A 16092-nucleotide genomic window follows, 5' to 3' on the forward strand; every position below is an offset into this window, starting at 1 on the left:
ATCATTTGTTAAAAAATAAGGTATGATGGATAAAAATAAAGTGAAGCTTTCTAAGTATAATATAATATGGAAAGTGAAGAACTTCACGCTCTTTATGGTGTGTATATATTTTATCTCTAGAGTGGTAGGAAAGTAGAGGGGGAAAATCATGACAAAGCTGCAACGTATTCAAAAAGTATTGGTAGCTAACCGTGGAGAGATTGCAATTCGTGTGTTTCGAGCTTGTTCGGAACTTGGATTAAAAACAGTTGCAATCTATTCTAAAGAGGATAGTGGTTCTTATCATCGTTATAAAGCCGATGAGTCCTATTTAGTTGGCGAAGGAAAAAAACCAATTGATGCTTATCTAGATATTGAAGGCATTATTGAGATTGCAAAAAGTAATCATGTAGATGCAATTCACCCTGGATATGGTTTCTTGTCAGAAAATATTCAATTCGCAAAACGTTGTGAAGAAGAAGGGATTATCTTTATCGGTCCAAAAAGTAAGCATTTAGATATGTTTGGAGATAAAGTGAAAGCAAGAACACAAGCGCAGCTAGCACAAATTCCAGTTATTCCTGGTAGTGATGGGCCAGTAAATTCAATAGAAGAAGTCGAAGAATTTGCTGAAAAGTTTGATTACCCGATTATTATTAAAGCGTCCCTTGGTGGTGGCGGTCGTGGTATGCGTATTGTACGTGCTAGTGAAGAATTAAGAGAATCGTATAATCGAGCGAAGTCAGAAGCGAAAGCAGCCTTTGGTAATGATGAAGTGTACGTTGAAAAATTCGTTGAAAAACCTAAACATATAGAAGTTCAAATTTTAGCAGATGAAGAGGGAAATGTTGTTCATTTATACGAGCGTGACTGTTCTGTACAACGTCGTCACCAAAAAGTCGTAGAAATTGCACCTAGTGTGTCACTTTCAGATGATTTGCGTCAGCGTATTTGTGATGCTGCTGTTAAGTTAACGAAAAATGTAAATTATTTAAACGCAGGAACAGTAGAATTCCTTGTAAAAGGTGATGAGTTTTATTTCATTGAAGTAAATCCGCGTGTTCAAGTTGAACATACGATTACAGAAATGATCACAGGAGTGGACATCGTTCAATCGCAAATTTTAATAGCTGATGGACATGCATTACATAGCAAAATGGTAGGTGTTCCGAAGCAAGAGGAAGTCGTTGTACATGGATTTGCGATTCAATCTCGTGTAACAACTGAAGATCCGTTAAATAATTTTATGCCGGATACAGGAAAAATTATGGCATATCGATCAGGCGGTGGTTTTGGTGTTCGTCTTGATACAGGAAATAGCTTCCAAGGTGCAGTTATTACACCGTACTACGATTCTTTACTTGTAAAAGTTACAACATGGGCGCTTACTTTTGAACAAGCTGCTGCGAAAATGGAACGTAACTTAAAAGAATTCCGTATTCGTGGTATTAAAACAAATATTCCATTCCTAGAGAATGTAGTAAAACATAAAAACTTCTTATCGGGAGAATATGACACGTCATTTATTGATGCGTCACCTGAACTATTCGTGTTCCCGAAACGTAAAGACCGCGGAACGAAAATGCTAAATTATATTGGTACAGTAACAGTAAATGGTTTCCCAGGAGTAGGGAAAAAGGAGAAACCAATTTTCCCAGATGCTCGTATACCGAATGTATTACACTCAGAGCCGATCCAAAATGGAACGAAACAAATTTTGGATGAGCGTGGAGCGGACGGATTAGTAAAATGGGTACAAGATCAAAAACGTGTACTTTTAACGGATACAACATTCCGTGATGCACATCAGTCATTACTTGCAACTCGTATTCGTACAAAAGATTTACATCAAATTGCAGAGCCGACAGCGAGAATGTTACCGAACCTATTCTCTGCGGAAATGTGGGGCGGTGCAACGTTTGATGTTGCATATCGTTTCTTAAAAGAAGATCCATGGGAACGATTACTAGATCTTCGTGAAAAAATGCCAAATGTTTTATTCCAAATGTTACTTCGTTCTTCAAACGCGGTTGGCTACAAAAACTATCCGGATAATTTAATTCAAAAGTTTGTGGAATGTTCTGCTCAAGCTGGAATTGATGTGTTCCGTATTTTTGATAGCTTAAACTGGGTAGAAGGTATGAGAGTTGCGATTGATGCTGTACGAGATACTGGTAAAATTGCAGAAGCAACAATGTGCTACACAGGAGATATTCATGATCCGTTACGTAGTAAATATGATTTAAATTACTATAAAAATTTAGCAAAAGAATTGGAAGCATCAGGAGCTCATATTTTAGGTATTAAAGATATGGCGGGCTTACTAAAACCAAATGCAGCATATGATTTAGTTTCTGCATTAAAAGAGACAGTGTCGATTCCAATTCATCTGCACACGCACGATACGAGTGGAAATGGTATATTAACGTATACGAAGGCAATTGAAGCAGGTGTTGATATCGTAGATGTAGCAGTGAGTTCTATGGCTGGTCAAACGTCACAACCAAGTGCGAACACGCTATATTATGCGTTAGGTGGAAATGAAAGACAGCCAGACGTTAATATAGATTCATTAGAAAAATTATCTCATTATTGGGAAGATGTACGCAAATACTACGCACCGTTTGAAAGTGGTATGAATGCTCCTCATACAGAGGTATATATGCACGAAATGCCAGGCGGACAGTATAGTAATCTACAACAACAAGCGAAAGCGGTTGGCTTAGGAGATCGCTTCGATGAAGTGAAAGTAATGTACCGTCGTGTGAATGACATGTTTGGCGATATTGTTAAAGTAACGCCATCATCTAAAGTTGTCGGTGATATGGCATTATTTATGGTTCAAAATCACTTAACAGAACAAGATGTTTTAGAGCGTGGGCATTCTATGGACTTTCCAGGATCTGTTGTTGAAATGTTCTCAGGAGATTTAGGACAACCGTATGGTGGTTTCCCGAAAAAGTTACAAGAAATTATTTTAAAAGGGAAAGAGCCATTAACAGTAAGACCAGGTGAATTATTAGAACCAGTAGATTTCGACGCGTTAAAAGAAGAGCTATTCCATAAACTTGGACGCGAAGTGACGATTTTTGATGTAGTTGCATATGCATTATATCCAAAAGTATTTATGGATTACGAAAAAGTTGCTGAGCTTTATGGAAGTGTATCTGTGCTTGATACACCGACATTCTTCTATGGTATGAGACTTGGTGAAGAAATCAATGTGGAAATCGAACAAGGTAAAACATTGATGGTTAAACTAGTATCAATCGGAGAGCCACAGCCAGATGGAACTCGTGTTCTTTACTTGGAGTTTAACGGTCAACCACGTGAGATTGTTGTGAAAGACGAAAGTGTGAAAGCAACAGTGGCACAACGTGTGAAAGGAAACCGTGAAAATCCAAACCACATTAGCGCAACAATGCCAGGAACGGTTATTAAAGTAGTTGTCAAAGAAGGCGATGAAGTGAAAAAAGGTGATTCTATGGCAATTACAGAAGCGATGAAAATGGAAACGACAGTTCAAGCGCCGTTCAATGGTAAAGTGAAGAAAGTATATGTTAACGATGGAGATGCAATTCAGACGGGTGACTTACTTATTGAATTAGATCACTAAAATAGAAAAGAGCTGTGTACATGCAGCTCTTTTTCTTTATTGCAAAAAATACCTTGCCGAATCGGCAAGGTATTTTAATTTAACTTTATTTTGTTTGTTTAGAAGTTGTTTCAGCTTCTTTTGCATTGACTTTACTTCTTGTACTTAACATAACTAAATAGCATAGTACAGCAAACAAGCAAGAAATGAATAGCGAATGTAATAATGCCATTGCTAAACTAGCATTTGTAAATACGACTAAAATTCCTACTATAGCTTGAAGTGTAACAAGGATAAATGAAATGATCCATCCCCAGTATACGACAGGCTGCTGCTTGTAATGGCGAATAGCGAGAATCATCGCGTATAGTATCCAAGCGAAAATTAACATTGCTGCAACTCTATGTCCCATTTGAACCCACTCATGTAGTTGAGTTGGCATAGGTCTATTTTTGCTACATAAAGGAAAGTCAGGACAGGCTAAGCTAGCTCGTTCGTGACGTACTAAAGCTCCTGTATAGACAACGATATAACAGTAAATTGTTACACCATAAATATGAAATTTCATTTTTTTGTCCATAATGAGTGAACGTGCATCAAATTTCTGGTCAATTTCAAAAATAAGACACGTTAATAAAATGACAGAAGCAAATGAAATTAAGGAAATACCAAAATGGATAGCAAGTACAGCTGGCATTTGTCCCCAAACAACTGCTGCGGCTCCCATTAATGCTTGTGCAACTAAAAATACGAAGGATAAAATTGCTAACGTTTTTGTTTCACGCACATGTTTATAATATTTCCAGGACAAAATACAAAGGAGAGTGACAAGAATTCCTGCTGATCCTGATGTAAGGCGGTGACTTAGTTCAATAATAGTTTCCATTGATAAATTAGATGGAACCAATTCACCGTTACAAAGTGGCCATGATTTACCGCAACCTTGGCCGGAACCTGTTTTTGTAACTAAAGCGCCTCCTAATAAAACTATTAATAAATCAAGACTCGTAATGACTGCTAACCATTTAATAAAGCGTTGCAATCTCTTTCACCATCTTTCTGCTATGAAGTTATTGCGAAATATTTTCATTCCATTATGTATAGAATAAAACGCGCTAGTTCCTATGATATATAAAAAATAATAAAATAGCAAAGAAATGGCGGGGGAAGACAGGGGAGAGAAAATGGGTCTGGAAATAGGATTTACAAGGGAAATTTTAGGTGGAAAATAGGCTATTTTGAAAAGAAATGGGGAGAATACGTGTTAAATGTGACAAAAAAGTTTATTATAGAAGGTAACATCATGTTATGATAAGGATAAGTAAGAATTAGGTTTTTTATATTCGACACAAAAAGTTCATGTTTTCTTCACAAAATGTTCGGGAAATATGATTTAATATATTGGAGTATGGGCGTAGATTAGTAGTAGAATGGGTTAACAGTATCTCTACTGTAATAATATTGCTATATAGAAGCGAATTATTTCATTCAAAATAGGCGCACAAAGAAAGAGGAAAGTTTTAAGAGGGGGTTAAAGTGATGAACCATGCAACAAGTGAGCTGCATGATGAGTCAGCTGTAACAAGTGTACCGGAAACAACTCGGCTACAAGATTTATCAGCGCTCGTTAAAATGGGGATTGTAAACTCAAATACACTTACTGTATTTACAGGATTTTGGTTGGCGTTACACTTTAATGGATTAAGTGTGATGGACAATCTGGATAAGTTATTCTTTACAATCGTTGGTTCTGGATTAATTATGGCAGGGGTATGTTGTTTAAATAATTATATTGATCGAGACATCGATCCGTTAATGGAAAGAACAAAAACCCGTCCAACGGTTACTGGAAAGTATAAACCAGGATTTGCACTTACATTTGGACTAGTTATATTACTTCTTGGATTTGTATTCTTATTATTAACAACACCGATGGCAGTATTAATGGGATTTATTGGTGCTTTCACATATGTTGTCTTATATACTTTATGGACAAAGAGAAAGTATACACTAAATACTGTTGTAGGTAGTATATCTGGAGCAGTTCCACCTTTAATTGGATGGGCAGCAATTGATCCATCTTTAGGCCATCCAATTGCTTGGATGTTATTTTTAATTATGTTTATTTGGCAAATCCCACATTTCCTCGCATTAGCGATGAAACGTGTTGATGAATATCGAAATGCAGGAATTCCAATGCTTCCTGTAGTTCATGGATTTGAAATTACGAAACGCCAAATTATGATTTGGACAGTATGTTTATTACCACTACCATTTTATATGAGTGGACTAGGGATAACATTTATGGTAATCGCAACATTGCTTAACATCGGATGGATCGTTTTAGGATTTTATGGCTTCCGTAAGCAAGATGACATCAAATGGTCCGTACAAATGTTTGTTTATTCCCTAAATTATTTAACAATCTTATTTGTATCAATGATTGTAGTTACATTCTTCTAAGACAACGACATAATTGGATTTCTTTACGTTGAGATTTACTTTACTTAACTATAAAGTACAATCTAATTCACAAGGAAAGTGGGGGTTGTTTGTATGAAGAAACAGTGGCGACTGCTTTCGTTCGTTTCACTGCTGGCTTTACTGTTAGGGGGATGCGGTAAAGCCTTTCAATCTACTTTAATTCCGCAAGGAGAAGTAGCAAAAATGCAATATGATCTGCTCTTACTAGCAAGTGCGATCATGGTAGGAGTAGTACTAGTAGTTACTATTATTTTCTTATATGTAATTGTGCGTTTCCGACAAAAGAAAGGTCAGGAAGATTATATTCCGGAGCAAGTTGAAGGGAATCACAAACTAGAAATTATATGGACAGTTATTCCGATTATTCTTTTGCTAATCTTAGCTGTTCCGACGGTTACATATACATTCAAACTTGCTGATGTAAGTGCGATGGAGAAAAAGAATATTGATAAAGATACTATCGTTGTTGATGTAACAGCGAATCTTTATTGGTGGGAATTTTCTTATAAATCAGAAAAAATAGTAACTTCTCAAGATTTAGTCATCCCCACAGGTAAGAAAGTGTATTTGAATTTGAAGGGTGCCGATATTAAACACTCGTTTTGGGTTCCATCTTTAGCTGGGAAAATGGATACAAATACAGATAATGTGAACAAAATGTGGTTAAAGGCAGATAAATCGGGCACTTATAATGGTTTTTGTACAGAATTTTGCGGCCCATCACATTCTTTAATGCAATTCAAAGTGAAAGCTTTAGATGAAAGCGAGTACAAAAAGTGGCTTGCTGATATGAAGAAGATTGATGGGAAGAAAGAAGTAGCTTCAACAAAGGCGCAAGAGGGCCAAGAAATATTTAATAAAAGCTGTATTGGTTGTCACGCAGTTGGATCTAATGATAGTAGACCACCTTCCGCTCGTATCGCACCGAACTTAGCAAACTTTGCTGATCGCGATATGGTTGCCGGTATTGCCGAAAATAATGAAGAAAACTTAAAAAAATGGCTGAAAGATCCTGAAAATATGAAACCAGGAAATAAAATGACTGGTAAATATGGCAACTTAACGGATGATCAAATTGATGCATTAAATGCATACTTACAAACGTTAAAAGTTGAAAAGTAAAGAGGGATTATTCGCGAAGGGGAGGTTGAAAACGTGAGTTCTGTAGCAAAAAAACAGGGGATGGGTGCTGTCATATGGGATTATTTAACGACAGTAGACCATAAAAAGATTGCCATTCTCTATTTAATTGCAGGTGGATTGTTTTTTATAATAGGCGGAATAGAAGCACTATTTATTCGCCTTCAATTAGCGATTCCTAACAACGCTTTTCTTGTTGGGGATGCTTATAATCAAGTATTAACGATGCACGGTACAACAATGATTTTCCTCGCAGCTATGCCACTCGTGTTTGCATTTATGAACGCCGCTGTACCACTTCAAATTGGTGCACGTGATGTAGCGTTCCCGTTTTTGAATTCACTCGGATTTTGGTTATTTTTCTTTGGTGGAGTATTTTTAAATTTAAGTTGGTTTCTAGGTGGAGCACCTGATGCAGGATGGACATCTTATGCATCTTTAGCTTTAGCTTCTAAAGGCCATGGTGTTGATTTTTATGTACTTGGCTTGCAAATCTCTGGTATTGGTACATTAATTGGAGGTATTAACTTCCTTGTCACCATTATAAATATGCGTGCGCCAGGGATGACGTATATGCGTATGCCGATGTTTACATGGACGACATTTGTAACATCTTCGCTAATATTATTCGCTTTTCCGCCGTTAACTGTAGGATTAGGACTTTTAATGTTAGATCGTTTATTTGGAACAAGTTTCTTTAATCCAGCATTGGGCGGGAATACAATTATATGGGAGCATTTATTCTGGATTTTCGGTCATCCAGAAGTATACATTCTTATACTCCCAGCTTTCGGAATATTCTCAGAAATCTTTGCAACATTTTCGAAAAAACGATTATTTGGTTATTCGTCGATGGTGTTTGCGACAGTATTAATTGGATTCTTAGGATTTATGGTATGGGCGCATCATATGTTTACTGTTGGGCTTGGTCCAGTTGCAAATGCTATTTTCTCAGTTGCAACAATGGCGATTGCGGTTCCGACCGGTATTAAAATATTCAATTGGCTCTTTACAATGTGGGGCGGAAGTATTCGTTTTACGACACCGATGATGTGGGCAGTAGCTTTCATTCCATCATTCGTAATGGGGGGAGTTACAGGTGTTATGCTAGCATCTGCACCAGCTGATTATCAATTTCATGATAACTATTTCGTAGTAGCGCACTTTCATTATGTAATCGTCGGTGGTGTTGTATTTGGTTTACTTGCAGGAGCTCATTATTATTGGCCACTGATGTTTAATAAAGTATTGAATGAAACGTTAGGAAAGATAACATTTTGGCTATTCTTTATCGGTTTCCATTTAACATTCTTCATTCAGCATTTCCTTGGGTTGATTGGTATGCCGCGTCGTTACTACACATATCTTGAAGGTCAAGGATTGGAAATGGGGAATATGATTAGTTCTATTGGAGCGGTGTTTATGGCTCTTGGAACGATTGTTCTTCTATTTAATGTAATTAAAACAACAGTATCAAAAGAAAAGGCTGGTCGTGATCCATGGGATGCACGAACGTTAGAATGGACAATGCCAGCACCTACACCTGAATATAACTTTAAACAATTACCGTTTGTTCGCGGGCTAGATCCGTTTTGGATTGAAAAACGTGAAGGGAATAAAGAGATGACAGCGGCGGAACCAGTTGGTGATATTCATATGCCAAATCCATCATTTTCACCATTTATCATTTCTTTAGGATTGTTTATAGCGGCATTCGGTGCAATGTATATGCAAGGTGGAAAAGATAAGTTTTGGTTATTAGTAGCAATTATTGGTTTAATCATTACATTTGGCACAATGCTCCTACGTTCAGTAATCGATGATCATGGATATCATATTCATAAGGAAGATTTAGAAGATAAGGGGGGCAAGGCATAATGCATGTAGATGAAAAATTAACGAATGAAACATTTCCAGCAGAGCCTGAAAAAGCAACCCTTGAGGGGAAAAATAAGTTTGTCGGTTTTTGGTTATTTCTTGGAGGCGAAACAGTATTGTTCGCTTCCTTATTTGGCACATACTTAGCGTTAAAGAATTCTACAAATGGTGGACCAACATCTCAAGAGATGTTCCAAATGCCACTCGTTTTTATTATGACGATGCTTTTATTAACGAGTAGCTTAACGAGCGTATATGCGATGTATCATATGAAAAACTTTAACTTTAAAAAAATGCAACTTTGGCTACTGGTAACAGTGTTGCTAGGTTTAGGGTTTTTAGGATTTGAGATATATGAGTTTTATCATTATACGCATGAATTTAAGCATACTATGAGAAGTAGTGCATTTGGTTCCGCGTTTTATGCTCTTGTTGGTACACATGGACTCCACGTATTGTTTGGGTTATGTTGGATTTTAACATTAATCTTTAGAAATGCGAAGAGAGGTCTAAATTTATACAATGCACCGAAGTTTTATGTTGCATCGATTTATTGGCACTTTATTGACGTAGTTTGGGTGTTTATTTTCACTGTAGTATATTTAATGGGAATGGTGGGATAAACAATGGCGATAAAGCAAACGAATAATCCTAAAGTTGATCTTGTTTATCGGAAGAGAAAAAGTGCGGAGGAAATGAAGCATCAAGTTATTACGTTTGCATTAATGATTTTTTTAACATTAGTTGCATTTGTAGCAGTAGCATATCCAAAAACTTTTAGTCCGACTTTCTCAGTACCATTTATTTTACTATTAGCAGTGGTACAAGTAATTTTTCAATTGTATTATTTTATGCATATGAGTCATAAAGGACATGAAGCGGCTAGTTTCTTTCTTTATTCTGGTCTGTTAATCGGGTTAATTACAATTTTAGCTTTTATGACAATTGTGTGGATTTGAAAAGTGAAAAATAAGGGAGCTTGTGTTGTCACAGCTCCCTCTTCATATTATGTGAAAGGATAACCTTAAGAAGGTAGGTGTGACAATGAGTAACTTGTGGATATTTGGTTTTCAAGCTCTATGGAGTCCAATCTTTTTATTATTTATGCTTTCGATCCTTATTGGGTACTTTTTAATTATTGGGCCATATAGAATGCGATTTGAACATGCGACGAAGGTAAGTAAGAAGCAAATTTTTTATTTTACGACCGGGATTGTTCTTTTGTATTTTGTAAAGGGAGGGCCTATTGATTTAATTGGTCATATTATATTTAGTGCACATATGTTTGAAATGGCAGTCATGTATATTGCAGTTCCACCGTTATTGTTACTTGGTATACCAGTTTGGTTATATCGTTATATTACTTCTTTTAAGTTCGTTCAAATTATATTGAAGGTATTTGCTAAGCCACTTATTGCATTGTTTGTATTTAATGGCCTGTTTTCTTTTTATCATTTACCAGTTGTTTTTGATACAGTAAAACAAAGTCAAATTGCTCATCCTATTTGTCTCGCTATATTGTTCTTTACGGCAATCATGATGTGGTGGCCGATGCTAAATCCATTACCAGAATATCAAACGTTAAGTGATATAAAGAAACTTGGTTATATGTTTGCTAATGGTATATTATTAACGCCAGCTTGTGCGTTAATAATTTTTGCAACTGCACCGTTATTTGCAACGTATACAGATCCGGCTGCTTGGATGAAGGCGATGGAACTATGTGTACCAGCGGGAACTTTATCAGATTTAAATATAACTGGACCAGAATTTTTACACTGGATGCCAGTCGTACAAGACCAACAAACAGGCGGCATCATTATGAAAATTGTCCAGGAAATAGTGTATGGTACAATTATCGGGTATGTATTCTTTCGATGGGCGCGTCGAGAGCGTGAAAAGGATAAAGAGCAGTTGCAACAATTGCCGCCTTATTTGCAGACGAAATAAAAAGCGAGTGCATCAGTATGATGCACTCGTTTTTGGTTACTCGATAATTTGGAACTCTTTTAACTCTTTTTCGATATTTTGTAAGAGTTGTTCACTTTTTTGAAGTACATTCGTTGGGAAAGTTTCACCATCACCGTATTCAACGCCGTGAGGATAATAATGCTTACCTAATAAGGGAGTAAGTAGCTTTATTTCAGCGTGTCTGCTACCAATGTCACCTTCAACAGCTAAACCTTGTACACGCAAATAATAAATATCGTTTAATATTTCAAATTTATAATCGTATGTAACCCGTTCATAATCCCACTGTCCAGCAAGTACAAAATGGTTCTTTTCCATAATCTCTGTTAATAGTGCTAAATCAACGACTGCCCCATTAAATTTCGTATTTGTAAATTGCATATAATACCTCCTCTTTTAATGTTACACCATTATTTTTATAATAGTATGAATAATAAGAAAGTGCAATTCGTATTGAGAGAAAAGGGATAATCCAGACTTTTTTTTACGAAAATATGATATAGTGAAAAGAGTACGGTACACACAAAAAAGGAAAGAAAAGGATTTGTGTATATCTCAATTTTATGTTTTATGCAGGAGGTATATCGATTGAAGAAATTATTGCGTATCGTAATGATTACATTTTTAATTTTAGCTGTTGATTTATACGGGAAATTACTCGTTTCACAATATATATTAACCCCATCTGAATCAAAACAAGAAAATAAAATTGTGAAAAAGAAAAAACAAGTAAATGAAGACCCTTCCGATACTGTTTTAAATATGATTGGTGGGGACTCTGAAAATTTATTAGCAAAATGGGGAGAACCTTCTCGAATAGAGCCATCTGCTTACGGATATGAATGGTGGGTATACAATCAAGATTTAGCTCAGTATGTTCAATTTGGGGTTGCTGAACGAAAAGTTGTAACGGCGTATGTTGCTGGTGAGCAAGTTAAGGTGCCGCCTTATTATATAAATGAAAAGTATGAAGATGTTTATAAAAAGAATCCACTCTCTCATGAGATTTCGTTAAAAAGAGGGAAGAATAGTTATCAATTTGAGTTATCTGATACCGAAGTAATGGAACAACCATTAATACCTGTAGAAGATGGCTGGGCACAATTATATTTTGATCATTTTACACATGAGCTTGTTGGTGTTCGTTATATGGATGACGAAACGTTATTACGCCAAAGACCATATCAGCTTGTTTATTCAGGTGAATTACTAGCAGAACAACCATTGACTCCAGATAAATTGAAACAAATAGAGAATGGGAATATGCAACAAATTTTTGATTTAACAAATATTATTCGAAGTCGTCATAAGTTACCGTTGTTAGCATGGGATCAACAAACAGCAGATGTGGCTATCGGTCATAGTAAAGACATGAAGGATAATAATTACTTTTCGCACGATTCACCTGCTTTAGGTACGTTAGGAGATCGTTTACAGCGTGGGAAAGTAGGATTTCAACTTGCTGGTGAGAATATAGCTGCGCAACATAGCGATGGAATTGCGGCGGTGCAAGGTTGGTTAAATAGTGAAGGTCATAGAAAGAATTTATTAAATGAACAATTTACAGGATTAGGTGTTGGGGTATACGATAAATTTTATACACAAAACTTTATTCGAAAATAAAGTTTTGTGTAAGTAGAGGGATGTACATCTCCCGGTTATTTACTCCGTATCCACTGAATTGTAGGTTGGAATCTTACCCTATGCAAATAGCAGGATAAAAAGGTGCATGAATCGTCTAAAAATAGGCGAACCATGCGCCTTTTTTTTCTTACTATATAGTAGATATACATGAAGAGGTGAGGATTATGCCAACAACAAAAGGACCGTTACATCCATCGGTTCAACAGTTTAAAGAGTTTGTAAACCATCACCCTAAAATGGTCCATGAGGTTAGAAGTGGTCACAAAACTTGGCAACAGTTTTATGAGGAATGGTACTTACTTGGTGAAGAAGATCCGATATGGGCAACTTTTAGACCAGATGGAGCGCCTGCTTTTTCTTCGGTAAAAGAAAATAAAAAAGAAAAAGAAAAGGATAATCGAACTGAAGAGGAAAAAACTGCTGATGTGATGGGACAAATGCTTTCTTTCTTTAAAAAGCTAGATGTAGAACAAATGCAACACCATTTAGCCAATGTGACGAGTGCTATTGGTAGTGTGCAACAAGTTATTCAACAATTTCAAGGGAAGCCCGCGCGGCAAGAAGAGAGTGCTTCCGAAAATAATCCATTTTTCTTTCAGAAGGATTAGGGGGGGAAGAGGATGAGAGCAGAAATTATGGAGTTTATAAAGGCTGATGAGGATTTATCTCGCTATATTAGAGAGCAACCGTACTGGTATAGAAAACTAACGCGAAACCCTGAAGAAAAAGAGGCATTTGAGTTAGCGGCTATGCAGCATTTCAAAAAAACGATACCAGATAAAGTTGAGAAATTTCAAAACCAATTGGCAGTTGCCTCCATTATGATCGATATGTTTCAGTATATGAAGCAGCAAAATACAACATAATTGGAAGGGAAAACTATGTCCGTCATGCAGAACTTTTGATACAATAGAAGCGGATTATTTAAAAAGGAGTTGCAGCATGAGCATGACGGAAATTTGTTTAGTACGACATGGACAAACTGATTGGAATTTTCAAGAGATTATTCAGGGACGTGAAGATATTCCACTTAATGAAGTGGGAAAGAAGCAAGCAAGTCAAAGTGCAGTTGCTTTGCAAGCGGAAGCATGGGATGTAATTATAAGTAGCCCATTAATTAGAGCGCACGAAACAGCTAAGGAAATTGCAGGAGCTGCAGGATTGCAATCGATTTTATTAGATGAGCGATTTGTTGAACGTAATTTTGGCGAAGCTTCTGGGAAGCCGGTTGCGACTGTTAGGGAGCTAATTGCAGAAGGTAAAGTAGAAGGTATGGAGCAAGATGAAGAGATTGTAACTCGTTGCTTTGCTGCTATAAAAGATGTTGCAGAAACTCATTCTGGCAAACGTATTATCATTGTAGCTCATTCACATGCGATAAAAGCAATTTTACATGCAATTGCACCGGAAGATATTTCGTTTAAGACACCATTAAAGAATGCATGTATTAGTTATGTGAAAGAAAATAGTGGGAAATGGGATGTTCTGAAATATAATATTGCCGAACATATTAATGTATAAGTATGTGCTGGGATTGTACGGAAAATAGTTAGAGTGATATCTTTCTGTTTAGTGAGACACTTCAATTAGTAGTTCTATTCTAAATGTGGTATGATGAATACTCGGAGGTGTCTCTCATGATTGTAGCGACGCTGGAAAGCGTATTGATATTAGATAAGGCAGAGCAGCTTGCAAAAGCGATTATCTGTTCAGATATAGCAGAAGACTATCGTAAGTGTTATAAAGAATTGCATGAAGATATGGAAGTTCAGACGTTAATTCAGCAATTTACAGCGATGAAAGAACGATATGAAGAAGTGCAACGTTTCGGTAAATACCATCCTGATTATACTTTCGTTTCGACGAAAATGAGGGAGTTAAAGCGTTCTGTAGACTTACATGATAAGGTTGCAGCTTTTAAACGAGTAGAAACAGCTTTGCAAAAGTTGTTAGATGAAGTTAGTGTAGCAATCGGTTCTGAGGTGTCTTCTTCCATCAAAGTTCCAACAGGAAATCCATTTTTTGATGCTGGTGGCTGTGGTGGCGGTTGTGGTACCGGCGGAGGTTGTGGCTGTAAAACGGGGTAATTTACCCCGTTTTTTAGAAGATAGAAGAAAACGTATACAGAGTTTGTCCTGTAATGTCATAAATTTCTGATTGGTTTTCATAAAATATAAAATATATGTTTTTAAAAGGAGAAGATGGAGAAGATTATGTTCGGGCAACGACAAAGTATGATTGTTTATTTACATTCATTGAAACATGCCAAGATTTTAAGGAAATATGGTAACATACATTACATATCAAAACGCTTAAAATACGCAGTAGTATATTGTGATATGGAACAAATTGAGCATATGATGCAAAAGTTGAACAAACTTCCTTTTGTGAAGAAGATAGAACAGTCGTACCGCCCATATTTAAAAACGGAATTTGAAAATTCACGTCCTGATCGGGCAAAAGAATACGATTATAGTTAATAGAAAAAATCCCCTGCTAATTTTAGCGGGGGATTTTTTCACTTGAAATAACAATTTATTTCATTGGAGGAATGAAATTATTCATTCGTAAAATACCAATTAAATGATTGAAAAACAGTTCTTTTTCTGGGAAAGTTGTGGATGGTTTTACCGTAAAGGTAGTCACTTTTCTTCCTAGTTGTTCTGCCGTTTCTTCAAATAAAATGACGCGTTTACTTTTTTTATTTTCAAGTACAGGAATGCCTTCACGACATATGTATAATGGTTGGAAATCACCAGTAGTAGTTGGTTTTAATATTACAACAAGTGAGCACACTTTTTTTTCATTTTTAATCGTTTCAAATTGTAACATATGTGTTATACGTTCTTGATTTGCTTTGGCAATTTCAAGTAATTCATATAAATCAGAGTAGCCTTCTCCGAGTTCTATAAAGCGTTGAATCATATTTTTTCCTCCTCTTTCTTTTACTGTACCACCTCACTTTTTAAATGAAAAGTAGACAAAGAAAAAAAACCCTGCAAAGCAGGGCCCTTCTTATACTAGCATGTACTAGTAAGAAGGCAAAGGGAGAGGAGAAACCGGAGGAAGAACTTATGGGGAAACGTAAGTCTTCTCCGCGGTTGGCAACAACATCGAAGGTGATGTTGTTATAATTATTTATGTCCAATCTAAATGAAGATATACATCATGAAATTAAATTTTATGTTGGGCTTTTTATTTTTCTTTTTTTTATTTTATGATAGGATAAAAAAAGATAAAGTGAAACTTTAATCGGTGGGGCATTCCCTGCTGATTATTAGCCTTCACCAATCGGGCGTTAACGCGGGATAAAGTGAGACAAATATACATAATGGGTTCGTGTTAGCGAATGGTGAGATGAATACATAAAAATGCAGAGCGGTTATTTTAAGCCAAAGTTC

At 36.3% G+C, this 16092-nt stretch carries 16 protein-coding genes; 13 read left to right on the top strand and 3 right to left on the bottom strand.

Annotation, left to right across the window (positions count from 1 at the left end; translation table 11 throughout):
* Positions 1-148: 148 nt before the first annotated feature.
* Entirely contained in the window at positions 149-3595 is a 3447-nt protein-coding gene (pyc, locus tag QCI44_RS07900; RefSeq protein ID WP_016086531.1) for a pyruvate carboxylase, read from the top strand.
* Between the two features lie 85 nt (positions 3596-3680).
* On the opposite strand, the gene ctaA is transcribed toward pyc, so the two are convergent.
* Positions 3681-4616, bottom strand: coding sequence for a heme A synthase (gene ctaA, locus QCI44_RS07905; protein ID WP_353811066.1), 936 nt, complete (start codon positions 4614-4616; stop codon positions 3681-3683).
* Between the two features lie 497 nt (positions 4617-5113).
* Between ctaA and ctaB the strand changes: the two genes are divergently transcribed.
* The 6 genes from ctaB (at position 5114) to ctaG (ending at position 11026) form a co-directional block, all read left to right on the top strand.
* Positions 5114-6037 (top strand): protoheme IX farnesyltransferase, encoded by a 924-nt coding sequence (gene ctaB, locus QCI44_RS07910; RefSeq protein WP_001015062.1) that lies wholly within the window; start codon positions 5114-5116, stop codon positions 6035-6037.
* A gap of 93 nt (positions 6038-6130) precedes the next feature.
* Positions 6131-7180, top strand: a complete 1050-nt coding sequence (gene coxB, locus QCI44_RS07915) for a cytochrome c oxidase subunit II (RefSeq protein ID WP_000745268.1) — start codon at positions 6131-6133, stop codon at positions 7178-7180.
* A gap of 60 nt (positions 7181-7240) precedes the next feature.
* Complete coding sequence (ctaD, locus tag QCI44_RS07920) at positions 7241-9076, top strand: cytochrome c oxidase subunit I (RefSeq protein WP_170959983.1); 1836 nt, start codon at positions 7241-7243, stop codon at positions 9074-9076.
* Positions 9076-9699, top strand: coding sequence for a cytochrome c oxidase subunit III (gene ctaE, locus QCI44_RS07925; protein WP_000557861.1), 624 nt, complete (start codon positions 9076-9078; stop codon positions 9697-9699). The genes ctaD and ctaE overlap by 1 nt, the downstream gene beginning before the upstream one ends.
* Positions 9700-9702: 3 nt before the next feature.
* Positions 9703-10035 (top strand): cytochrome c oxidase subunit IVB, encoded by a 333-nt coding sequence (gene ctaF, locus QCI44_RS07930; RefSeq protein ID WP_000985703.1) that lies wholly within the window; start codon positions 9703-9705, stop codon positions 10033-10035.
* 85 nt (positions 10036-10120) lie between these two features.
* Positions 10121-11026: a cytochrome c oxidase assembly factor CtaG gene (gene ctaG, locus QCI44_RS07935; protein WP_016086534.1), complete on the top strand. Its 906-nt coding sequence runs from the start codon at positions 10121-10123 to the stop codon at positions 11024-11026.
* A gap of 36 nt (positions 11027-11062) precedes the next feature.
* Here the strand turns inward: ctaG and QCI44_RS07940 are convergent, their stop codons facing one another.
* A complete protein-coding gene (locus QCI44_RS07940; protein ID WP_016086535.1) occupies positions 11063-11428 on the bottom strand; it encodes a YugN family protein in 366 nt (121 codons plus the stop codon).
* Positions 11429-11635: 207 nt separating this feature from the next.
* Between QCI44_RS07940 and QCI44_RS07945 the strand changes: the two genes are divergently transcribed.
* From QCI44_RS07945 to QCI44_RS07970, 6 genes are all read left to right on the top strand, one after another.
* Positions 11636-12670, top strand: a complete 1035-nt coding sequence (locus tag QCI44_RS07945; protein WP_016086536.1) for a CAP domain-containing protein — start codon at positions 11636-11638, stop codon at positions 12668-12670.
* Between the two features lie 185 nt (positions 12671-12855).
* Positions 12856-13299, top strand: a complete 444-nt coding sequence (gene ylbD / locus QCI44_RS07950; RefSeq protein WP_353811067.1) for a YlbD family protein — start codon at positions 12856-12858, stop codon at positions 13297-13299.
* A 12-nt stretch (positions 13300-13311) separates the two neighbouring features.
* Entirely contained in the window at positions 13312-13557 is a 246-nt protein-coding gene (locus QCI44_RS07955; protein WP_001200991.1) for a YlbE-like family protein, read from the top strand.
* Between the two features lie 82 nt (positions 13558-13639).
* Positions 13640-14212 (top strand): histidine phosphatase family protein, encoded by a 573-nt coding sequence (locus tag QCI44_RS07960; protein ID WP_033657734.1) that lies wholly within the window; start codon positions 13640-13642, stop codon positions 14210-14212.
* A 116-nt stretch (positions 14213-14328) separates the two neighbouring features.
* On the top strand, positions 14329-14778 hold the full coding sequence (locus tag QCI44_RS07965; RefSeq protein ID WP_000634355.1) for a YlbF/YmcA family competence regulator: 450 nt from the start codon (positions 14329-14331) through the stop codon (positions 14776-14778).
* 126 nt (positions 14779-14904) lie between these two features.
* On the top strand, positions 14905-15171 hold the full coding sequence (locus QCI44_RS07970) for a YlbG family protein (protein ID WP_002080814.1): 267 nt from the start codon (positions 14905-14907) through the stop codon (positions 15169-15171).
* Positions 15172-15226: 55 nt separating this feature from the next.
* On the opposite strand, the gene QCI44_RS07975 is transcribed toward QCI44_RS07970, so the two are convergent.
* Entirely contained in the window at positions 15227-15616 is a 390-nt protein-coding gene (locus QCI44_RS07975) for a DUF7147 family protein (RefSeq protein WP_000616012.1), read from the bottom strand.
* Positions 15617-16092 lie beyond the last annotated feature (476 nt).

The organism is Bacillus cereus group sp. RP37 (genome assembly GCF_040459695.1).
Lineage (GTDB): Bacteria > Bacillota > Bacilli > Bacillales > Bacillaceae_G > Bacillus_A.